The sequence below is a fragment of the Hafnia alvei genome (assembly GCF_964063325.1).
Taxonomy (GTDB): domain Bacteria; phylum Pseudomonadota; class Gammaproteobacteria; order Enterobacterales; family Enterobacteriaceae; genus Hafnia; species Hafnia alvei_B.
Genome location: NZ_OZ061315.1, coordinates 2,317,415 through 2,331,535, shown reverse-complemented (window position 1 = coordinate 2,331,535; position 14,121 = coordinate 2,317,415). Strand labels below are relative to the sequence as shown.

Annotated in this window: 23 protein-coding genes; all 23 read right to left on the bottom strand. The window is 46.6% G+C overall.

Annotated elements, in window-relative coordinates; genetic code table 11:
- Positions 1 to 2: 2 nt before the first annotated feature.
- Entirely contained in the window at positions 3 to 1,460 is a 1,458-nt protein-coding gene (locus AB3Y96_RS11185) for a glycosyltransferase family 2 protein (RefSeq protein ID WP_367299206.1), read from the bottom strand.
- Positions 1,448 to 1,783, bottom strand: a complete 336-nt coding sequence (locus AB3Y96_RS11180; protein WP_367299205.1) for a hypothetical protein — start codon at positions 1,781 to 1,783, stop codon at positions 1,448 to 1,450. The genes AB3Y96_RS11185 and AB3Y96_RS11180 overlap by 13 nt, the downstream gene beginning before the upstream one ends.
- A 167-nt stretch (positions 1,784 to 1,950) precedes the next feature.
- Complete coding sequence (locus AB3Y96_RS11175; protein ID WP_367299204.1) at positions 1,951 to 2,367, bottom strand: hypothetical protein; 417 nt, start codon at positions 2,365 to 2,367, stop codon at positions 1,951 to 1,953.
- Between the two features lie 479 nt (positions 2,368 to 2,846).
- Complete coding sequence (locus AB3Y96_RS11170; RefSeq protein WP_367299203.1) at positions 2,847 to 3,176, bottom strand: hypothetical protein; 330 nt, start codon at positions 3,174 to 3,176, stop codon at positions 2,847 to 2,849.
- Positions 3,177 to 3,376: 200 nt separating this feature from the next.
- On the bottom strand, positions 3,377 to 4,102 hold the full coding sequence (locus AB3Y96_RS11165; RefSeq protein WP_367299202.1) for a hypothetical protein: 726 nt from the start codon (positions 4,100 to 4,102) through the stop codon (positions 3,377 to 3,379).
- Between the two features lie 69 nt (positions 4,103 to 4,171).
- Positions 4,172 to 4,633, bottom strand: a complete 462-nt coding sequence (locus AB3Y96_RS11160) for a lysis protein (protein ID WP_072307709.1) — start codon at positions 4,631 to 4,633, stop codon at positions 4,172 to 4,174.
- Positions 4,630 to 5,160 carry a lysozyme gene (locus AB3Y96_RS11155; protein WP_367299201.1) on the bottom strand — a complete coding sequence of 177 codons (531 nt, stop codon included), beginning with the start codon at positions 5,158 to 5,160 and terminating at the stop codon, positions 4,630 to 4,632. The genes AB3Y96_RS11160 and AB3Y96_RS11155 overlap by 4 nt, the downstream gene beginning before the upstream one ends.
- Positions 5,157 to 5,417, bottom strand: a complete 261-nt coding sequence (locus AB3Y96_RS11150; protein ID WP_367299200.1) for a phage holin — start codon at positions 5,415 to 5,417, stop codon at positions 5,157 to 5,159. Before AB3Y96_RS11150 ends, AB3Y96_RS11155 begins: the two co-directional genes overlap by 4 nt.
- Positions 5,418 to 5,582: 165 nt before the next feature.
- On the bottom strand, positions 5,583 to 5,990 hold the full coding sequence (locus AB3Y96_RS11145) for a type II toxin-antitoxin system HicB family antitoxin (protein ID WP_367299199.1): 408 nt from the start codon (positions 5,988 to 5,990) through the stop codon (positions 5,583 to 5,585).
- A 50-nt stretch (positions 5,991 to 6,040) separates the two neighbouring features.
- A complete protein-coding gene (locus tag AB3Y96_RS11140; RefSeq protein WP_367299198.1) occupies positions 6,041 to 6,217 on the bottom strand; it encodes a type II toxin-antitoxin system HicA family toxin in 177 nt (58 codons plus the stop codon).
- A 494-nt stretch (positions 6,218 to 6,711) separates the two neighbouring features.
- On the bottom strand, positions 6,712 to 7,584 hold the full coding sequence (locus AB3Y96_RS11135) for a KilA-N domain-containing protein (RefSeq protein ID WP_367299197.1): 873 nt from the start codon (positions 7,582 to 7,584) through the stop codon (positions 6,712 to 6,714).
- Between the two features lie 18 nt (positions 7,585 to 7,602).
- Positions 7,603 to 7,716 carry an ash family protein gene (locus AB3Y96_RS11130; RefSeq protein WP_367300310.1) on the bottom strand — a complete coding sequence of 38 codons (114 nt, stop codon included), beginning with the start codon at positions 7,714 to 7,716 and terminating at the stop codon, positions 7,603 to 7,605.
- A 134-nt stretch (positions 7,717 to 7,850) separates the two neighbouring features.
- A complete protein-coding gene (locus tag AB3Y96_RS11125; RefSeq protein WP_367299196.1) occupies positions 7,851 to 8,405 on the bottom strand; it encodes a DUF1133 family protein in 555 nt (184 codons plus the stop codon).
- Complete coding sequence (locus AB3Y96_RS11120) at positions 8,402 to 8,710, bottom strand: Ref family recombination enhancement nuclease (RefSeq protein ID WP_367299195.1); 309 nt, start codon at positions 8,708 to 8,710, stop codon at positions 8,402 to 8,404. Before AB3Y96_RS11120 ends, AB3Y96_RS11125 begins: the two co-directional genes overlap by 4 nt.
- Entirely contained in the window at positions 8,707 to 9,366 is a 660-nt protein-coding gene (locus AB3Y96_RS11115) for a hypothetical protein (protein WP_367299194.1), read from the bottom strand. Before AB3Y96_RS11115 ends, AB3Y96_RS11120 begins: the two co-directional genes overlap by 4 nt.
- Positions 9,367 to 9,514: 148 nt before the next feature.
- Entirely contained in the window at positions 9,515 to 9,694 is a 180-nt protein-coding gene (locus AB3Y96_RS11110; RefSeq protein ID WP_367299193.1) for a hypothetical protein, read from the bottom strand.
- A gap of 291 nt (positions 9,695 to 9,985) precedes the next feature.
- Positions 9,986 to 10,543, bottom strand: a complete 558-nt coding sequence (locus tag AB3Y96_RS11105; protein WP_367299192.1) for a 3'-5' exonuclease — start codon at positions 10,541 to 10,543, stop codon at positions 9,986 to 9,988.
- Between the two features lie 161 nt (positions 10,544 to 10,704).
- A complete protein-coding gene (locus AB3Y96_RS11100) occupies positions 10,705 to 11,448 on the bottom strand; it encodes a hypothetical protein (RefSeq protein WP_367299191.1) in 744 nt (247 codons plus the stop codon).
- 13 nt (positions 11,449 to 11,461) lie between these two features.
- The gene (locus tag AB3Y96_RS11095) at positions 11,462 to 11,884 is read right to left on the bottom strand and encodes a hypothetical protein (RefSeq protein WP_367299190.1); all 423 of its coding nucleotides are present in this window, start codon (positions 11,882 to 11,884) and stop codon (positions 11,462 to 11,464) included.
- Between the two features lie 3 nt (positions 11,885 to 11,887).
- Positions 11,888 to 12,847, bottom strand: a complete 960-nt coding sequence (locus AB3Y96_RS11090) for a conserved phage C-terminal domain-containing protein (RefSeq protein ID WP_367299189.1) — start codon at positions 12,845 to 12,847, stop codon at positions 11,888 to 11,890.
- Complete coding sequence (locus AB3Y96_RS11085; protein WP_367299188.1) at positions 12,844 to 13,083, bottom strand: DUF4222 domain-containing protein; 240 nt, start codon at positions 13,081 to 13,083, stop codon at positions 12,844 to 12,846. The genes AB3Y96_RS11090 and AB3Y96_RS11085 overlap by 4 nt, the downstream gene beginning before the upstream one ends.
- Positions 13,084 to 13,375: 292 nt before the next feature.
- Positions 13,376 to 13,804, bottom strand: coding sequence for a toxin YdaT family protein (locus AB3Y96_RS11080; RefSeq protein WP_367299187.1), 429 nt, complete (start codon positions 13,802 to 13,804; stop codon positions 13,376 to 13,378).
- A 10-nt stretch (positions 13,805 to 13,814) separates the two neighbouring features.
- The gene (locus AB3Y96_RS11075) at positions 13,815 to 14,063 is read right to left on the bottom strand and encodes a transcriptional regulator (RefSeq protein ID WP_367299186.1); all 249 of its coding nucleotides are present in this window, start codon (positions 14,061 to 14,063) and stop codon (positions 13,815 to 13,817) included.
- Between the last annotated feature and the right edge of the window lie 58 nt (positions 14,064 to 14,121).

Genomic DNA, 14,121 nt, shown 5'->3' with positions numbered 1-14,121 from the left:
GGTTACTTATGGCGCCAGAAAGCTACTTCTTTCCCTAGTCCATCGGTCTTAAAAACGGTATGCACGCGTGGCCCGGTAACGACACGTTCGCCAAACGACTTAGCGACAATACCGAACGCGCCCATATCAACGGATGTAGGCGGTGCTTTCTCAATACCCCAGAACCTTTGGCTTTCGATGCGGTAGTGCAGGCGAATAATGCGATGAGCATACTCCATAACATCTTTACGGCATCCACCAAGGAGGCCAGCATTAAGCAGCGTGTCAGCCTTATGCTTATCGAAGAATGAATGGTACGTCTGCCCATGGTGATTCTTCTTCATCCATGGTTCCGAATATGTCTTAGCCTCGGAACCAACGTAAATCTTACCGGGATCCATCTCATCCCATGGCTCACTTAACATCTCGACATCGGTACCGTCGGTACACCAGACAAGATGATACTCAGGGTGCGCACGGAGAAATTGATAGATGTGGAGCCAGCGAGCAAAGTATGGACTCATACGCAGAGCAGGAACCTCGAATAGGCCAGCGCCAGTTGGCGATTCTTTCAACTCGTCAGCAAGGACAATCGGCAGCGCGCCGGATATAGAATCGGCCCACGCCTGTAACAGTTGCGGATCCGCTTTCATACTGACAACACGCTGAGGGTCTGGCTGGCTCGTCAGTAACGTGGTGAGAACTAGATTCGGATTTCGAGAGTAAGATGCAAAACCGGTGTATCCGGTATCACGGCGGCCGTTATAAATGCCGACGTTGCGTTTCACCAACGCCTCACGCTCAGGCCGAGGGACTGAACGATTAACTTGCTCATGTTCATCGAGCGAATAAATCAGCTTTTCCGAGCCGACTACATCAGCAAAGGCCCATGTGGTTAATCCTGCGTTATGAATGCGCAACGCCAAATCAGGATGCTCATACATACCACGGCCATAGATAGGATCGAAACCGCCAACCTTCTCGATGGCGCAGCGATGGTAATACAGCATCACGCCGCGCTGACCGGTATAAGCAACGTGCATATTGTCGCGATACAGCTCGGCCATATCGTTCAATTTCTTCGACCCTGCCAAATCTTTAAACTGATAAGCCAGATGAGGCTCAGGTGACTCGATGTAAGGGATATGCCAGTTATCAGCTATGGGCCATGCATCATCGTCCCATAAAAATAGATGTTCACACCCGGCATCCATCAGCGCTTCAAGGCTTCGATTCTTGGATGCCACAATACCGAGGGATTTTTCGTGCCGTATAAGCTTCACACCATCAGGAACTAGGGCGGCAGGTGTTGAGCCATCATCAATAATAACCACCAGCGCACCAGGAGGTAAATACTTGTGATGTTGTTCCAATGCCCGACAAAGAACATCGGCGCGGTTATGAGTGGTGATGACTATCCCAACAAGGGCGGTATTGCATGTTGAGGGGACATACCGCACACCTTCAATCAAGACGTCCATCCGCTACCCTTTGACAAGTTATGTCGAGTAAGAAAGTCATTTACCGTATCACGCAGCTCATTAATCTGAGGTAAGGTCAGTGGCTTATCGGAATGGATGGCAATTTGAAATTCATTTGATGCATTGGGATTGTTTAAATCAATCCGCGGCTGATTTTCAGAATGCTCATTGCTGAGATTGAATATTGCATTAACGATTGGTAGCTCATTTGGAGCTGTTTCTATTTTTGTTGAAACTTGCCCCTCAAGCAGCAAACCACCCACTGCAATGCCATATCCGAAGAAACGATCACCGCGATATAATTTTGCGAGCTGATATTTCATGTGCGTTTCCTTTTAGACGTGAGCCTGTCGCACGGCAACGCCGCCGAGAGTAACCACAACACACGGCATTACCCAAGCTCACTACTGAAAGACTCTCTTCATGGTGCGCGTGCGAGGCGCAATAAAAAAGGCCGCCTGAGCGACCTTGATGGTGTTTGGAAATTTACTTAGCGCCGAGCGCTGACAAATGACGGTATAGATTCACCGAGCTGTGTGGCGTCGTGAAACTCGCCATCTAATTCAGGAATTTTAATCATCCTTCCTCCTGTTTCCACTTCATAATGGAAAGGTACAGAAACCTCTTTCCCATCTATCAGGACCAGCATGGTTTCACGAGAAGCGTTCATTAGGATACGGCGAATATAATCTTTAAATGCGCTTAGCTTTGATTCATCGCTCAGTAAGCTAACCTTCTGCCGGAAGTGCCAATCTCTACCGTTTGGCAAAATGAAGTCCCACTGTATTTCGTTCAAGCCATTTTCAATCACCTGAACGCTTTGCGTTGAGAAGAGGTTTCGATCATCTTCTCCTAAAGGGGCCATAGCGAGAACTTCATTCTCGTGAGTGAATAGCTGAGCTTTCATAACAACCTCGTCTAAGTTACTCGTCATGTTATCAGTGACAGGCGGTGACGATGCCGCTTTTCAGGAGCTACCCTATCCACTGATAATTCAATTAGGTGTGGTGGCCGGCGCTGTTCTCCGGCATTCAGTCCTTTAGGATTGCCGCAAGTTATATCTGCGTTTAATGGCCTCTTGGGAACCCCGCAGCCTGCGCATTCACCACAATTCGACATTATCACAAGCACCCAGTGAATGCCTGCTGTAATGCCCTAGAGCGGTCAGCGATAACCACTGCCCTATCTCAAGCTCAACCCCGAAAGGCTCTTGGTTTTTTATTGCGCGGAGAAAGCGCGGTGAAATGCAGATGTAAAAAGCCCCGCGAATGCGAGGCTATCAACACAAGATGAAGTCTCGTAAAAACTAATACTAAATAGAATTGCTATAAAAAGTCGCTGGCGGTTTTATCAATCCAACAATAAAACATTAATGATGAACGAGTCTTATTTTAAAATTTCGACTCCATCAATATGCCAGTATGTAGAATAATAAACCCAGTCAATACAAACAGACTTATTTAAAACATAAGACATATTCAGTATTTTAATTATATTCGCGTCAGTAGCTTCATAACTGCCAACGTTTGATCCACTTATTCTGTTCCCTTCCTTATCCACCAGGGTATATCTATAGTCACCCGCGTAGGCGCGTATTTCGGATACATACGCACCACATGCGCGATCAGTAGATCTGTCCGGACTGACAGTGCTGGCAGCAAATGAAGCCAATGGAGAAAGAGCAATACAGGCAATTAAAATTTTAGCGATTTTCATATCTGACATACCTCTGTTTACTGGATATTTAAGGGCGGGTGGAATAAAAGATTCATTTTATGATTTACCACGTAAAACCATCAGTTTTAACTTGCGGGAGTTATATTAAAAGCTTTTCGAGTTTGACAATAGAAAAGTGGCAACTTTTCTTAGGTTAACTGTCAACAAGTTTTTATCATTGATTTGTATACACAGTAATGCTACTCAATGGCCGGAATAAGTAAGGATTCAAGCCTAATCACATTATCTGAATTATCGTTACGAGACTTATCACTAAAAAAACCAAAGCAGGCACCTACCGTGGGCATGGCACGAAGAACCCACGTAAACCGGTGTATCACGCCATCTGATTGCGAGCCGAAAGCAGAGTTATTCGCATGAGTATCTCTGGCAATATAGCCAGAATTAGGATATACCTCATTTTGCCATTGATAAAAACGGGTTGCACTTTCAATATTCTCCGGGAGAATACGATTTAAAGCTAAATATTCATGAGCCTCTTCCTGAACAGTACGATTTGCAGGACTTATCCGGGCCTCAGGGTTATCCCTTGCATAAGCATCCAGGGATTCCATGCCAGGATAAAAACCTGCATCAGCACGAATACGGTAAAGATAAACCGGTTGATCTGGTGACTGCATGGATAACTGAAGTGCCCGGGCAGTACTCCAGGTGATATCTGAACTTGTGGCAATAAATGCTGAGTCGCGTTCCGAACCTTCAACCTGAATGCATGATCTACCCCCTATATGAGCAAAAACATTTTCATTATTACCCCAACTGGTAAACCCATTTACAAAAATATCGCTGGGTGGTCGGGTATCAAATCTGTATACAAATTTAGGCGGGGCGGCCATTGCAGCTGACTGAATAAGCATTACCGACGCAACAAGAGCCCCCAGCAAAAGCTTTATCGATTTGTACATTATTTCTTCCTCTAAGATGAGTGGATAAAAATCACAACTAATATTTCGTCTGTCCTCCGATTTAAGATTTCAGGGAACACACTGTGTCTTTATGTAATCCTGAAGGTATTTTATTTTTGCCTGGTCGCTGATAATTCCGCCCCGGATACCGAGAACGTTTCGTCCAGCAGCAGGAGAGAGTTCGACGGTGGCATCATGGCCCATGCGGGCGGGGCGGGCGGTTTGGGTTGCGGCGGACATTGGACACTTGCCTCTGACGAGCACCCGGCCACCAGCATCAAGCCTACGGCGTAGAGCGTCAGTTTCAGATTGCGCATCGGCTAACTCCTTTGTGTACTTGGCATCCAGAGCAGCAACGTCGCGCTGCCGGATTGTCATATCAGTGATGGTGGCATTAGCCGTCTTCAGCTCATTAACTTTGTCGTCACGCTGTTTTTTATATTCAGTTGCGTTTGAGTGATAGCAATCGGTTAGAAATGCTAGGGCGGCGATGATAATGATGAATACAGGCGTTAGGTTAATCTTGCTCATTCATCCAATCCCCAACAAGTCAGCGCACTTTCCTGATCACGCCGCTCAATTTGTCCGAAGCAATTGTTAGAACGAATACGGCAATCTTTACCGCCGTCGAATATCCAACGTTTGATTTCATCGCAAGCCCCCTTCGTATCACCAGCATTCAACTTCTTATAGAACGTTGAAGGGAAGCATTTACCGGGGCCGATGTTATACGGACAGAAAGAAGCGATACCCGCGATGGCTGGCTCTGATAATGGCACTGTCACATTATGCTTAACCCAAGCGATGGCTTTATCACGTTCTACGGCGTCATAACGTTTGCACTGGCTGTATGAAAGTTTCAACCCTCGGGTGACTGGTTTCCCTTCAATGCGCGTCAAACCACGGCATATTGTCCAAATGCCACGCCCATCTTGATACGCAATAGTTCGAACGCCCTCTTTCTCATCCAGAAACTGATCAAGGATTTTATCTGCTGTGGCCCCGGTGAGGATTAATGCTAGAACCGTAGCGCTGAGTTTGGTTTTAGTCCCCATCAATCCCGCTCCAGCATGTCTAGCTCCTCATCCAACGGAGCAGCAGCCATAACCTGGCGGCTTTGAATCCACTCACGCAATAAGCGCTCACGACGGCAGCGGAAATAAATCCCTGAGATAAGGCCCGCTAGAGTGCAAAAAATGCCTACAATAATGCCGACAACCATCCACTCATTGGGTGAGAAGTAATTAATCAGGCTGAATAGCCATGACGAAAGCCCACCGGCGAGCAAGGTGTTATCGGCAGCACGTGTGTACATTCTTTTCATCCTTCACCTCCACCAGCGAGGCGGGGTTATATAGTGGATAGCGCCCAGCCGTAACCACTCTCAGCTAGAAAGTGTTTAATGTGTGGATGGTTGTTGGCTGAGCGCTAGATATGAAAAAGGCCACCCGGAGGTAGCCTTTAGATAGTTGGGTAATATTTACAACGCGGTTATTTCTAGCCGCTTGCCGAGCACTTTTAACGCAGCCTCAATCGTATCAATTTTAGTGGTGTGTCCCAACGTAACGATACGGCTTACATCCTGCGGTCGAGTGCCTAAACGACGAGCTAGTTCTGCCTGCGTAGTGCCGGTTGCGATCATGGTATTAAGCAGCAACACCTTAGCAGCTACGCTAGCAGACACATCAACAAAGTCATCACCATCGGCGCTTGGCATAGGAACGGGGCGCTGATCTTCAAAGTAGAAATCAAACGCCGTTACCAGTGCATCTTGCGCTAATGATAGCGCCTCTTCTTTTGTTTCACCGCCCGTTAATGCCTCAGGGATGTCGGGGAATGAGATACACCACCCGGTTTCGTCATGCTCAAATTTTATTGGGTATCGCATATTTGGCTAAGTGAATCTCCGCGAGTAACCAGCCCCGAAGGGCTGGTTTGTTATTTCAGGCCAAGTTGCTTAAGAATTACTTTCCTAAGCGGCTCCGGTATTTCTTTCGCTGGATGCCTTGGCATTATCGTCTGCTTGCCGTTCAAGTAAATTTTCAAGTGGTTGGTACCGTTTGAAAACTGTGCCCCTTGTGCCGCAAGCCAACGCTGGAACTCGCGTTGTTTCACTTCCTCCTCCTGTTTGTTTAACTTGAAATCATTATAAACATTTTTGTTTATACAAGCAAGGGGAAATATACACTTTTTTGTTTATCTTATTCAGATGTAAGCGCTAATGCTTCACTTTCAGTCTGAGCATTGCCACTAACCGTAGTGGCCACGCCCATGCCTTTGGGATTGCGTCGCTTCATCGCCGCTAATAACCGGCATATGCTTGGCAGGCATAATGCTTTACCGGCACATCTTCTTCCTCGTTAACCCTAACCAGCGTGTGTGCAGTTCGACCTGCTTCTGGCTCCATCTAGTGGACTCGGGGCCGCATCATGACTGTGGCATATAGATAGAGAGCACGGGTTAACCGCGTTGGTATTTCAATTCATCACCCTCCAGATACGCAAAAACCCGCACAGCGGCGGGTTTCTTTAAGTATGGTTGCTTATGCTCACTGCCATCCGGCGCAGCTTTGCGAAGCGTACCTAATTATTGCTACTTTTTGGCTAAAATCAAGCAATTTTATTTTTCTGGTTCATTATCAGCTGCCAATGATGATGGTGCTTTCTCATTTTATCCACCAGCCCAACCAGTTCAGATGGGTTCATGCGCTGTAACTCCGTGTAGTGAATGATGATATTACCAGCTCTCTCCATTAGCTCACCAAACGAAGCAACGCTGATAATATATTCTCCATCGTCCAATCTTCTCGCTGATGTCACTCGACCATTTTTAATGCTTAACCGCCACTCACCATCCTGATCGATTGCAGATAGGTTAAATATTGATTGTGGCTGGGTCTGGATCCTGTCCCGTTCGAGCAGCTCGCCTTCTAAAGCAAGTTTGTGGACATACTCTATTGCTAGAGGAATTTGATGCGGTGTTAGTTCGTCAATATGTCCAACGTCAAAGCGCTGGTGGATTAGCGTATAGGCTTCTGGATACATTAGCCCCTTTTTGCCCACCAGCATGTTAATGGCGTCACGGAGTGGCGTGCGATCATTGGTTGTTGTCTGGGGTTTTGATTCTTGCGCTTTTACGACATTAACCAAAGCATCATATGCGCGGATAACTTTCAGGGAGAATGCGGCGCTGATCCACATAGCATAAGAATAGACCAGCTCTTTACAAACGTAGGTTCCACCTTTGCAACCACGCTTGGTCTCAATCGGGGAAAATAGCGAGATTCCGCTATTTTTTGAAAAGGGCGGATTTCCGCCTTTTGTAATTTCCGTGATTAATTCTTTGGTTTGCAGAGCCTCTAGCCAGTATTTTGGGCGATGGCGCTGCTCACTACCAGATGCTTTATGCAGATCGTTAACTGAGTAACGGCCTTCGCTATCTTGATGAATTGATATTCCAGAAATGGATATTGATGCTGTCATGATATGACCCCTGTTAATTTAGAAGTCACCACCTTTTGCTGCGAAACTCGGGGTGGTGAGATGTACGGAGTTCGCAGTACCGGTTAACAGAAAACCCGGCGAGCCTTTCGGCTCCCCCGCACACCCCACCATAATTTTGATGTGAGCGTGCTCATCGCATAAAAAAACCGCTAACGCGGCTATGCGTCTGTTAAGTCGGCGGGCTGCGAAACCCGACAGCGGATTTTGCCGCTGCATGAGAAATGTAACGCCCCTGAAATATTCCGTCAACCATAAAACCGCTCTTGGTTAAGGCTAAGCGCCTCATTCATGGGACGGTAAAGCATGTATTCCGCAGTGCTTAACCACATATCAACCCGATTGCGGCAAGTGGCATAACACCATTCTGGGTGTTGTTCTTGTACATCCTCGGCCATCGCTCGCTTACTTTTTTTATGGGTATATCGTTCATGCAGAATGTCAATTAGTGCAGGGAAATCGATTAGCGTACTAGCGACGACACGATCCATTTTGGCAGCATCTTTATCGGTGCATCCGAATAAGTTACCGCCTTTATTAGCCAGAATGTCATTGAGAAAGTTTTCTAATTCAGCCTTATCGCAGCCACTTTTTTTGAGTGATTGTAGTAATTTTGTTATCGCCGTCTTTGTTATTTTAGTCCCACCGCACAGGCGTGAGAGAACGCCGGGGGCTATTCCGCCCTTTCTCACGTAGGACCACCCTCCCCACATCCGTAGCCTTCCCTGAATCCAGATAGATTCGAGCGTACGTAATCGCGCTTCTTTAGTGTTAACCAAACCGATGCTATCTGGATAAATCATTTCAAATTTTCCTCGAGTATTTTAATGCCAAGGGCTAAGTGAACTTGAAGCAGCAAATCCAGCTCAGAGCCAAAATTTTTCTCAAACGACTTTTGCCCGGCATGAATAGCCGTACCATTGCCGCCGTGACGATGGTGTATTGGACATAAAGGGATTGCGTCGTAGTTACTGGCACGCTGGCCCATGCCACAACCTGAAAGAACGTGATGTATTTCAGCAGGTGAATTTTCATAGCCAAGATTATTACAGACAATACAACCCAAATCGGCTACGCGGGATAAGTGTAAACGCTCGGCCTTTTTCATTGCCCCACCTCCGACAAGCGCTTATCGAGTAATTCCAGTGGGTCATACGAGGGCACTACGTCACACTCACGGCCAGTGCTTTCGTAAGCCTTTGTGCCGAGAAGTTTATGAAGCAAGTCAGTAGGTAATTTGGATTGGAGGTTATTGCGCAAGCACCACATGAAAATATCAGCCTCGCTGAGCTGCCGATCATCTGGCTGGCCCATTTGCTCACTGATAGTCTTGAGCATGAAAGCAATACGATTCTGCCGGGCTATCTCTGCGAACTGGCGCGGGGTTTCTTGGATGTTGAGTTTGTTTTTGCAGGAGCGGCATACACAGACAGAGCCGTTATCGCCAACGGGGAATGGTTCGTAGAATTTCGCTTCACATCCTACCCACTGGCATTTGCCTAACCAGAGAACGTAGTGATCAAGCGATGTAGTTCCACCACAAAGACCAAATGCACGATCATTATCATATAAGCCTTGGAAGTGGGGATTTAGTGCTTCGATTTGATTAACAGCTGGTACGATGCCAGAGCTTAAGTGTTCTTGAGCCGAGTTAAGCTCAATAATGGCGTAACGCATACCATCACGGAATTTGATTTTTCTGCCTGCCTGGAACGTGACAAGCCCAAGCCGTGGCTGAGTGTTTGCGGTGAGAATTGCTATCATGCTATCACCCCGCAGGATGATAGATATGAGAAAGCACCAACCTCTATAGCGGTCAGTGCAGTAGTGCGGTGTTTCGTTGTTTGCGCCATTCTAATAGTCCAGTTTGGCGCGATAACTTAGCTGTCAGGGGTTCAGCCTGAGATGATTATTATAAATCATTTTTTGTGATCGTATAGCCTGCTCGTTGCATATATTCCAAAAAAGCTTCAGGTGAGAGGATTAGATGATCGTCAGGAACTTGAACCACAAAGACCGGAACTCCAGAAATAAAACGTATCATGATCAATCCATCAATTGGAAAGCTGCAAATCAATTCATCTAAATTCATATAGTTGTACTCGATAGATTTATAGACCCTTGCGGGAATCACATCCGTGTCACCTATGCGCGCATTGGCCACTATGAAGGTTAAGATGACTACTACCAAGGAGTTAGAGTAAACAATATGACGACTTCGACCATTTCATCGATTAACGTAGTTATTGAGGTGTGTTTGTTTAATGTTTATTTATTTTCAATGGGTTAGATTTTTAGACATAAAAAAACCCGCACAGGCGGGCATCGATTCTTGCAAGCTTTATGTGGCTCTAAATATGGAGCATCGTCCACACTTCGCCAGTTATTCACCAGTCATTCGCTGCCATATCGCCGAAACATATTGAGCTTGGTGAACAGCATCAGCTAATGCGTTATGCCGTTCGCCATCAAATGGCATATCACGCTTCGGATCAAAGCCAATCGCTCTACCCATCTTAACCACCGTACGAACATCTAGATCGTTATACCAATTCCATGGTGCCTTGATACCGGCCAGTTCGTAGCTATTACGCAAAATAACGTTATCGAAAGCAGCGCCGTTACCCCACACGCTTAGGTATTTTGGCGATTCGCAGTAGTCATACACAAAGTCACAAAGCATACCCAAGGCCAGTTTAATATCGACGTTATCCGATGAGGTGATCGCCTCCTGAGCCTCTCGGCTTTGCTCAATCCACCAAAGTATGGTGCTTGCATCAGGCTGACAACCCAACAGCATGGCACTCTCGAGCTTTATGCCAATATAAAACTGCTCGCCCAAGGCGCCAGTTTCGGGCTCGAAAAATACAGCGCCAATAGCCACAATCGGCGCTGTTGGTTTGTTACCCATTGTTTCGAGGTCAATCATTAAGTGATTCATTATTTATTCCTTAATTTTTAGAATCCTGCTCTAACTCTTTACGCTTGGACTCACTGAGCCAGCAATCAAAGCACACTATAGTTTTCGGATCAGTTATTGTGCGGCCAAGGCCAACATTCGCACCACACTTATAGCATTTGACCTCTTTCAACACGCCCATATCAGCACCCACCCTTGGCCAACTGCCGCATAGCGCCACTTACCGCCTTCTTTAGCGCCTCAACTCGACGAATCTCACTACGCAAACGGCGCAACTCAAGATTCAGGTATTCCGGCGTTGGAACGATAAGCTCCATCATGTGCGACGGGATAGCGGGCTTATTTAGCATAGAGGGCACAGTTTCTTTTGCTTTGGCGATGTCTTTTGCAGCATCACCAGCAGGAATAGTTTTTGGAATATTTTGTGGCTCGTTTTGTGGTTGCACCGCTTCACCCTCTTTGACCAGATGGTAGTAATTTTTTCCGTTGCGTTCCACCAGCGTAATACGACCAGCTTTTTTATCATTCGCCAACATAGGGCCAATCATGCGCCCTTCGATTTTAGTCCGTTGGCCCAGCTCGGCGGCAGTCATATCACCGTGCTCAGTAAGCAGTTCTCGGAGCAGGCCTACAGTCGGTTTTGTTGCACTGCTCGGCATCTTTGTTGCCTTAATTTCTGGTTTAGGTGGATTTTGATGCGCTTTTACCGTGTTTTGTTGCTGCTTAGCTGGATTCCGTTGCACCCGCTTTCCCCCTAATTCTGCATACAGGCCATTCACGCAAATCAGCTCGTTGTGCTCTACGGCATTAGAAAGAAATGCGGCCATGTCTTTTGGAGTCACCCCAAGTAACGCAGCCAGATCCCCGCAGCTTGATGCACCGTATTGCTCGATTTGTGATACTACCGTTTTCAGTGTTAATGCCATTTTTTACCTTCCCTCAGAAATATTTAATCTTGGCGCCGCACGCCGCATTTTTGTCTAAAGCCCAGTTAACCGTATCTTGATCACCTGATTCTGCTATGAGCTGAGATATGGCCGTTTGGGCGCGGTTGTAGAGTCTTTTCTCAATCAGCTCGGCTATCTTTTGCTTTTTCGCCTCTACGTTCGGAACCACAGTCAGTTTTACTGGGGATGTGTATTTTTTTACTGGCGATTTTGTTTTGCCAAATTCTCTTGCCTCAGGGATCGAGTAGCGATATCTCGTTCTGCACCCAGTTTTAATTAGACAGCCCAAGCTATTTAGAAAATCTAATTCCCTTCTCACTGATGTGTTTGACAGACCGAGCGTCTTGGCAATATCGCTAAATTTTGACTTTGGATTATTTTCCAGAAAAACAATAACTTCTCTAATTCCAGACATTTTTTAAGTCCTAAACCCTTTGGGTTTTCCTGAGTAATCTTGGTTTTGTAGGTCGATATTCACTTTCGCTGGCTCGGCGATCTTTTGCGGCTTGCCGTTGCGCCGCCATGCCCTCGCCTGGTCGAAATATCCCTCGAAGTTCTCTTGGCTGAATATCGTCTTGGGGCGCAAGTAGAAACTCATGTTGTCCTGCCCAGCCCACTCGTTGGCTATGTAATCGACCACAAGCATGAGATCGTCAGCAACGTATTCGCCCTGTAGCACGCCGGAAATAAAACCTCGCGTCGTTGCCCCATCCCGAAATTCTGAGTTGGTCACTCGGTTGAAGTGATTTAACACCCGCAAAACTGGATCAGATTCGTCGTCGTGTGGTTCGTCGGGCAGCTCGTCTGCCTGACAATAAATTTGTAAGTCTCTATCTGTGTCTAGATCTGTATAGAGAAAGGATTCGGCGACTTCGCCGTTTCCATGATTCCGCACTTCCGCCGTTTCCATTCCGCACTTTCGCCGAATGGATTCCGCATCTTCGCCGTTTCCGTTGTTATCGGATTCCGCGACTTCGCCGTTTCCATTCCGCACTTCCGCCGTTTCCAGTGCTGGCGGGAATATTTTGCTGATTAGCGCATCGCCATTAATTCTGTAGTGCTTCGTTGGAGTGCCGTTAACTTTACGAATATCGACCTGCACAATATTCGGTAAATATCTCTGCGTTATCTTCTTAATGAGTCGGCGAACCTGTTCCTCACTCAGCCCGCCTGCTTCTTCGCCTAATTCTTCGTGGCTCTTATAGAACCATCCTCCTGGTTGGGTTGCATAACCCGACCAGAAGACAAGTTGATTCAATATTGCTGCCAATGGGAAGAATTGCTGATCACCTGAGAAAAAGGCTAAGTAAGGCCTAGGGATCGTAATACTGTTCCTTTGCCCTGATAACGATTGAACGACCTCAAAAATACGACTCACGCCCTTACCTCTGTGAACTTCTTAGAAAACAATCGCAATGGCATTTGGCTTTCCGTATCTTTACCGCTACGCAGATAAACCACATAGCCACCAACCAACCTCTGAACAATTACAGTTGCGCCACGATGATCTTTAAATCGCTGGCCTTTCTTGACCTCGATATAGCCCCTTGATGGGGTTTCCCCTTTAAAGTTACGCCGCAAAGCGCACCGCAGGCGCTCTTGTAAGTTGCTCATAACCACCTCGCCGAGATAGATGTCACGGTTCTACATACCACTTGGGCATATTTGGCAATCTAGCCTGTCGGATTTCACGCTTAATACTTGGCGCCGGTGCGGCCTTGTTGTGCTTGGCGTGAAACTTTGCCTTATCCAATAGCACAGAAAAGCTCGCATTCTTATTGCTCCTCCCGTATTGAATTGCATAATCAGCCGCCGCAATAGCCGCTGACGCGGATACCTTTCCCGCCAACAATGATTCAACTATCGACTTGTGCATGTATTGCTCGCTCTGCAACATAGCTACACCTCAATGGAAAACTCGGGGCTGATTAGTAAGCGATTCATTGACCTGATATGCGCTAAGTACCGTCTCACTGAATGCATCAACGTAGGCTTTGGCTTCTGAGTTCGTGAACTCAACTGCTCGCGCTCTAAGCCGATATTCGTGTGTTGCAATCCTTAATAGCTTGGCCTTACGCTGCCAAGGCAACACTTCCAAGATGGCTGGCAGCAACTCTCGGACCTTCTGGCGCGCAGCTGGTGTGTAGCTATCAAGCCAACGGAATAATTTCTGTTGGTTAACATGGAATGCTGTCGGTGCATTCATTTGCATGAACAGCTCAGTACCGCCAAGGCCAAAATATGCACCGGCCACCAGCCCACCAACGTATTCACGATTAGTTTCAACAGCCCATGCCCGCAATGTTTCTCGGATAGATTCGTGTTTGATTTCCATAATTCAGTCCTTAGTTTTCCTTGGTGGTATTCTGGTGTTCTTCAGGGATGCCATCTGTTGGTCTGATAAAAATTGTTGGGCGTAGTTCGTGGGGAGTAACTTCATAATTGGTTGCAGCGGCAACCTCTACTGCCGTCTCAGGACCAAACTTTGATTTCCCTTTGATGACACTGCTGATTGATGATTGTGAGCAACCGACAATGTCAGCAAATTGCTGCTGAGTAATTCGATTACTTTTTAAGTACGTTTTAAGATCCATTGAACACCTCTATTTTTGTTTACCTCAAAGATATTACTTATATTCATATTTACGATCA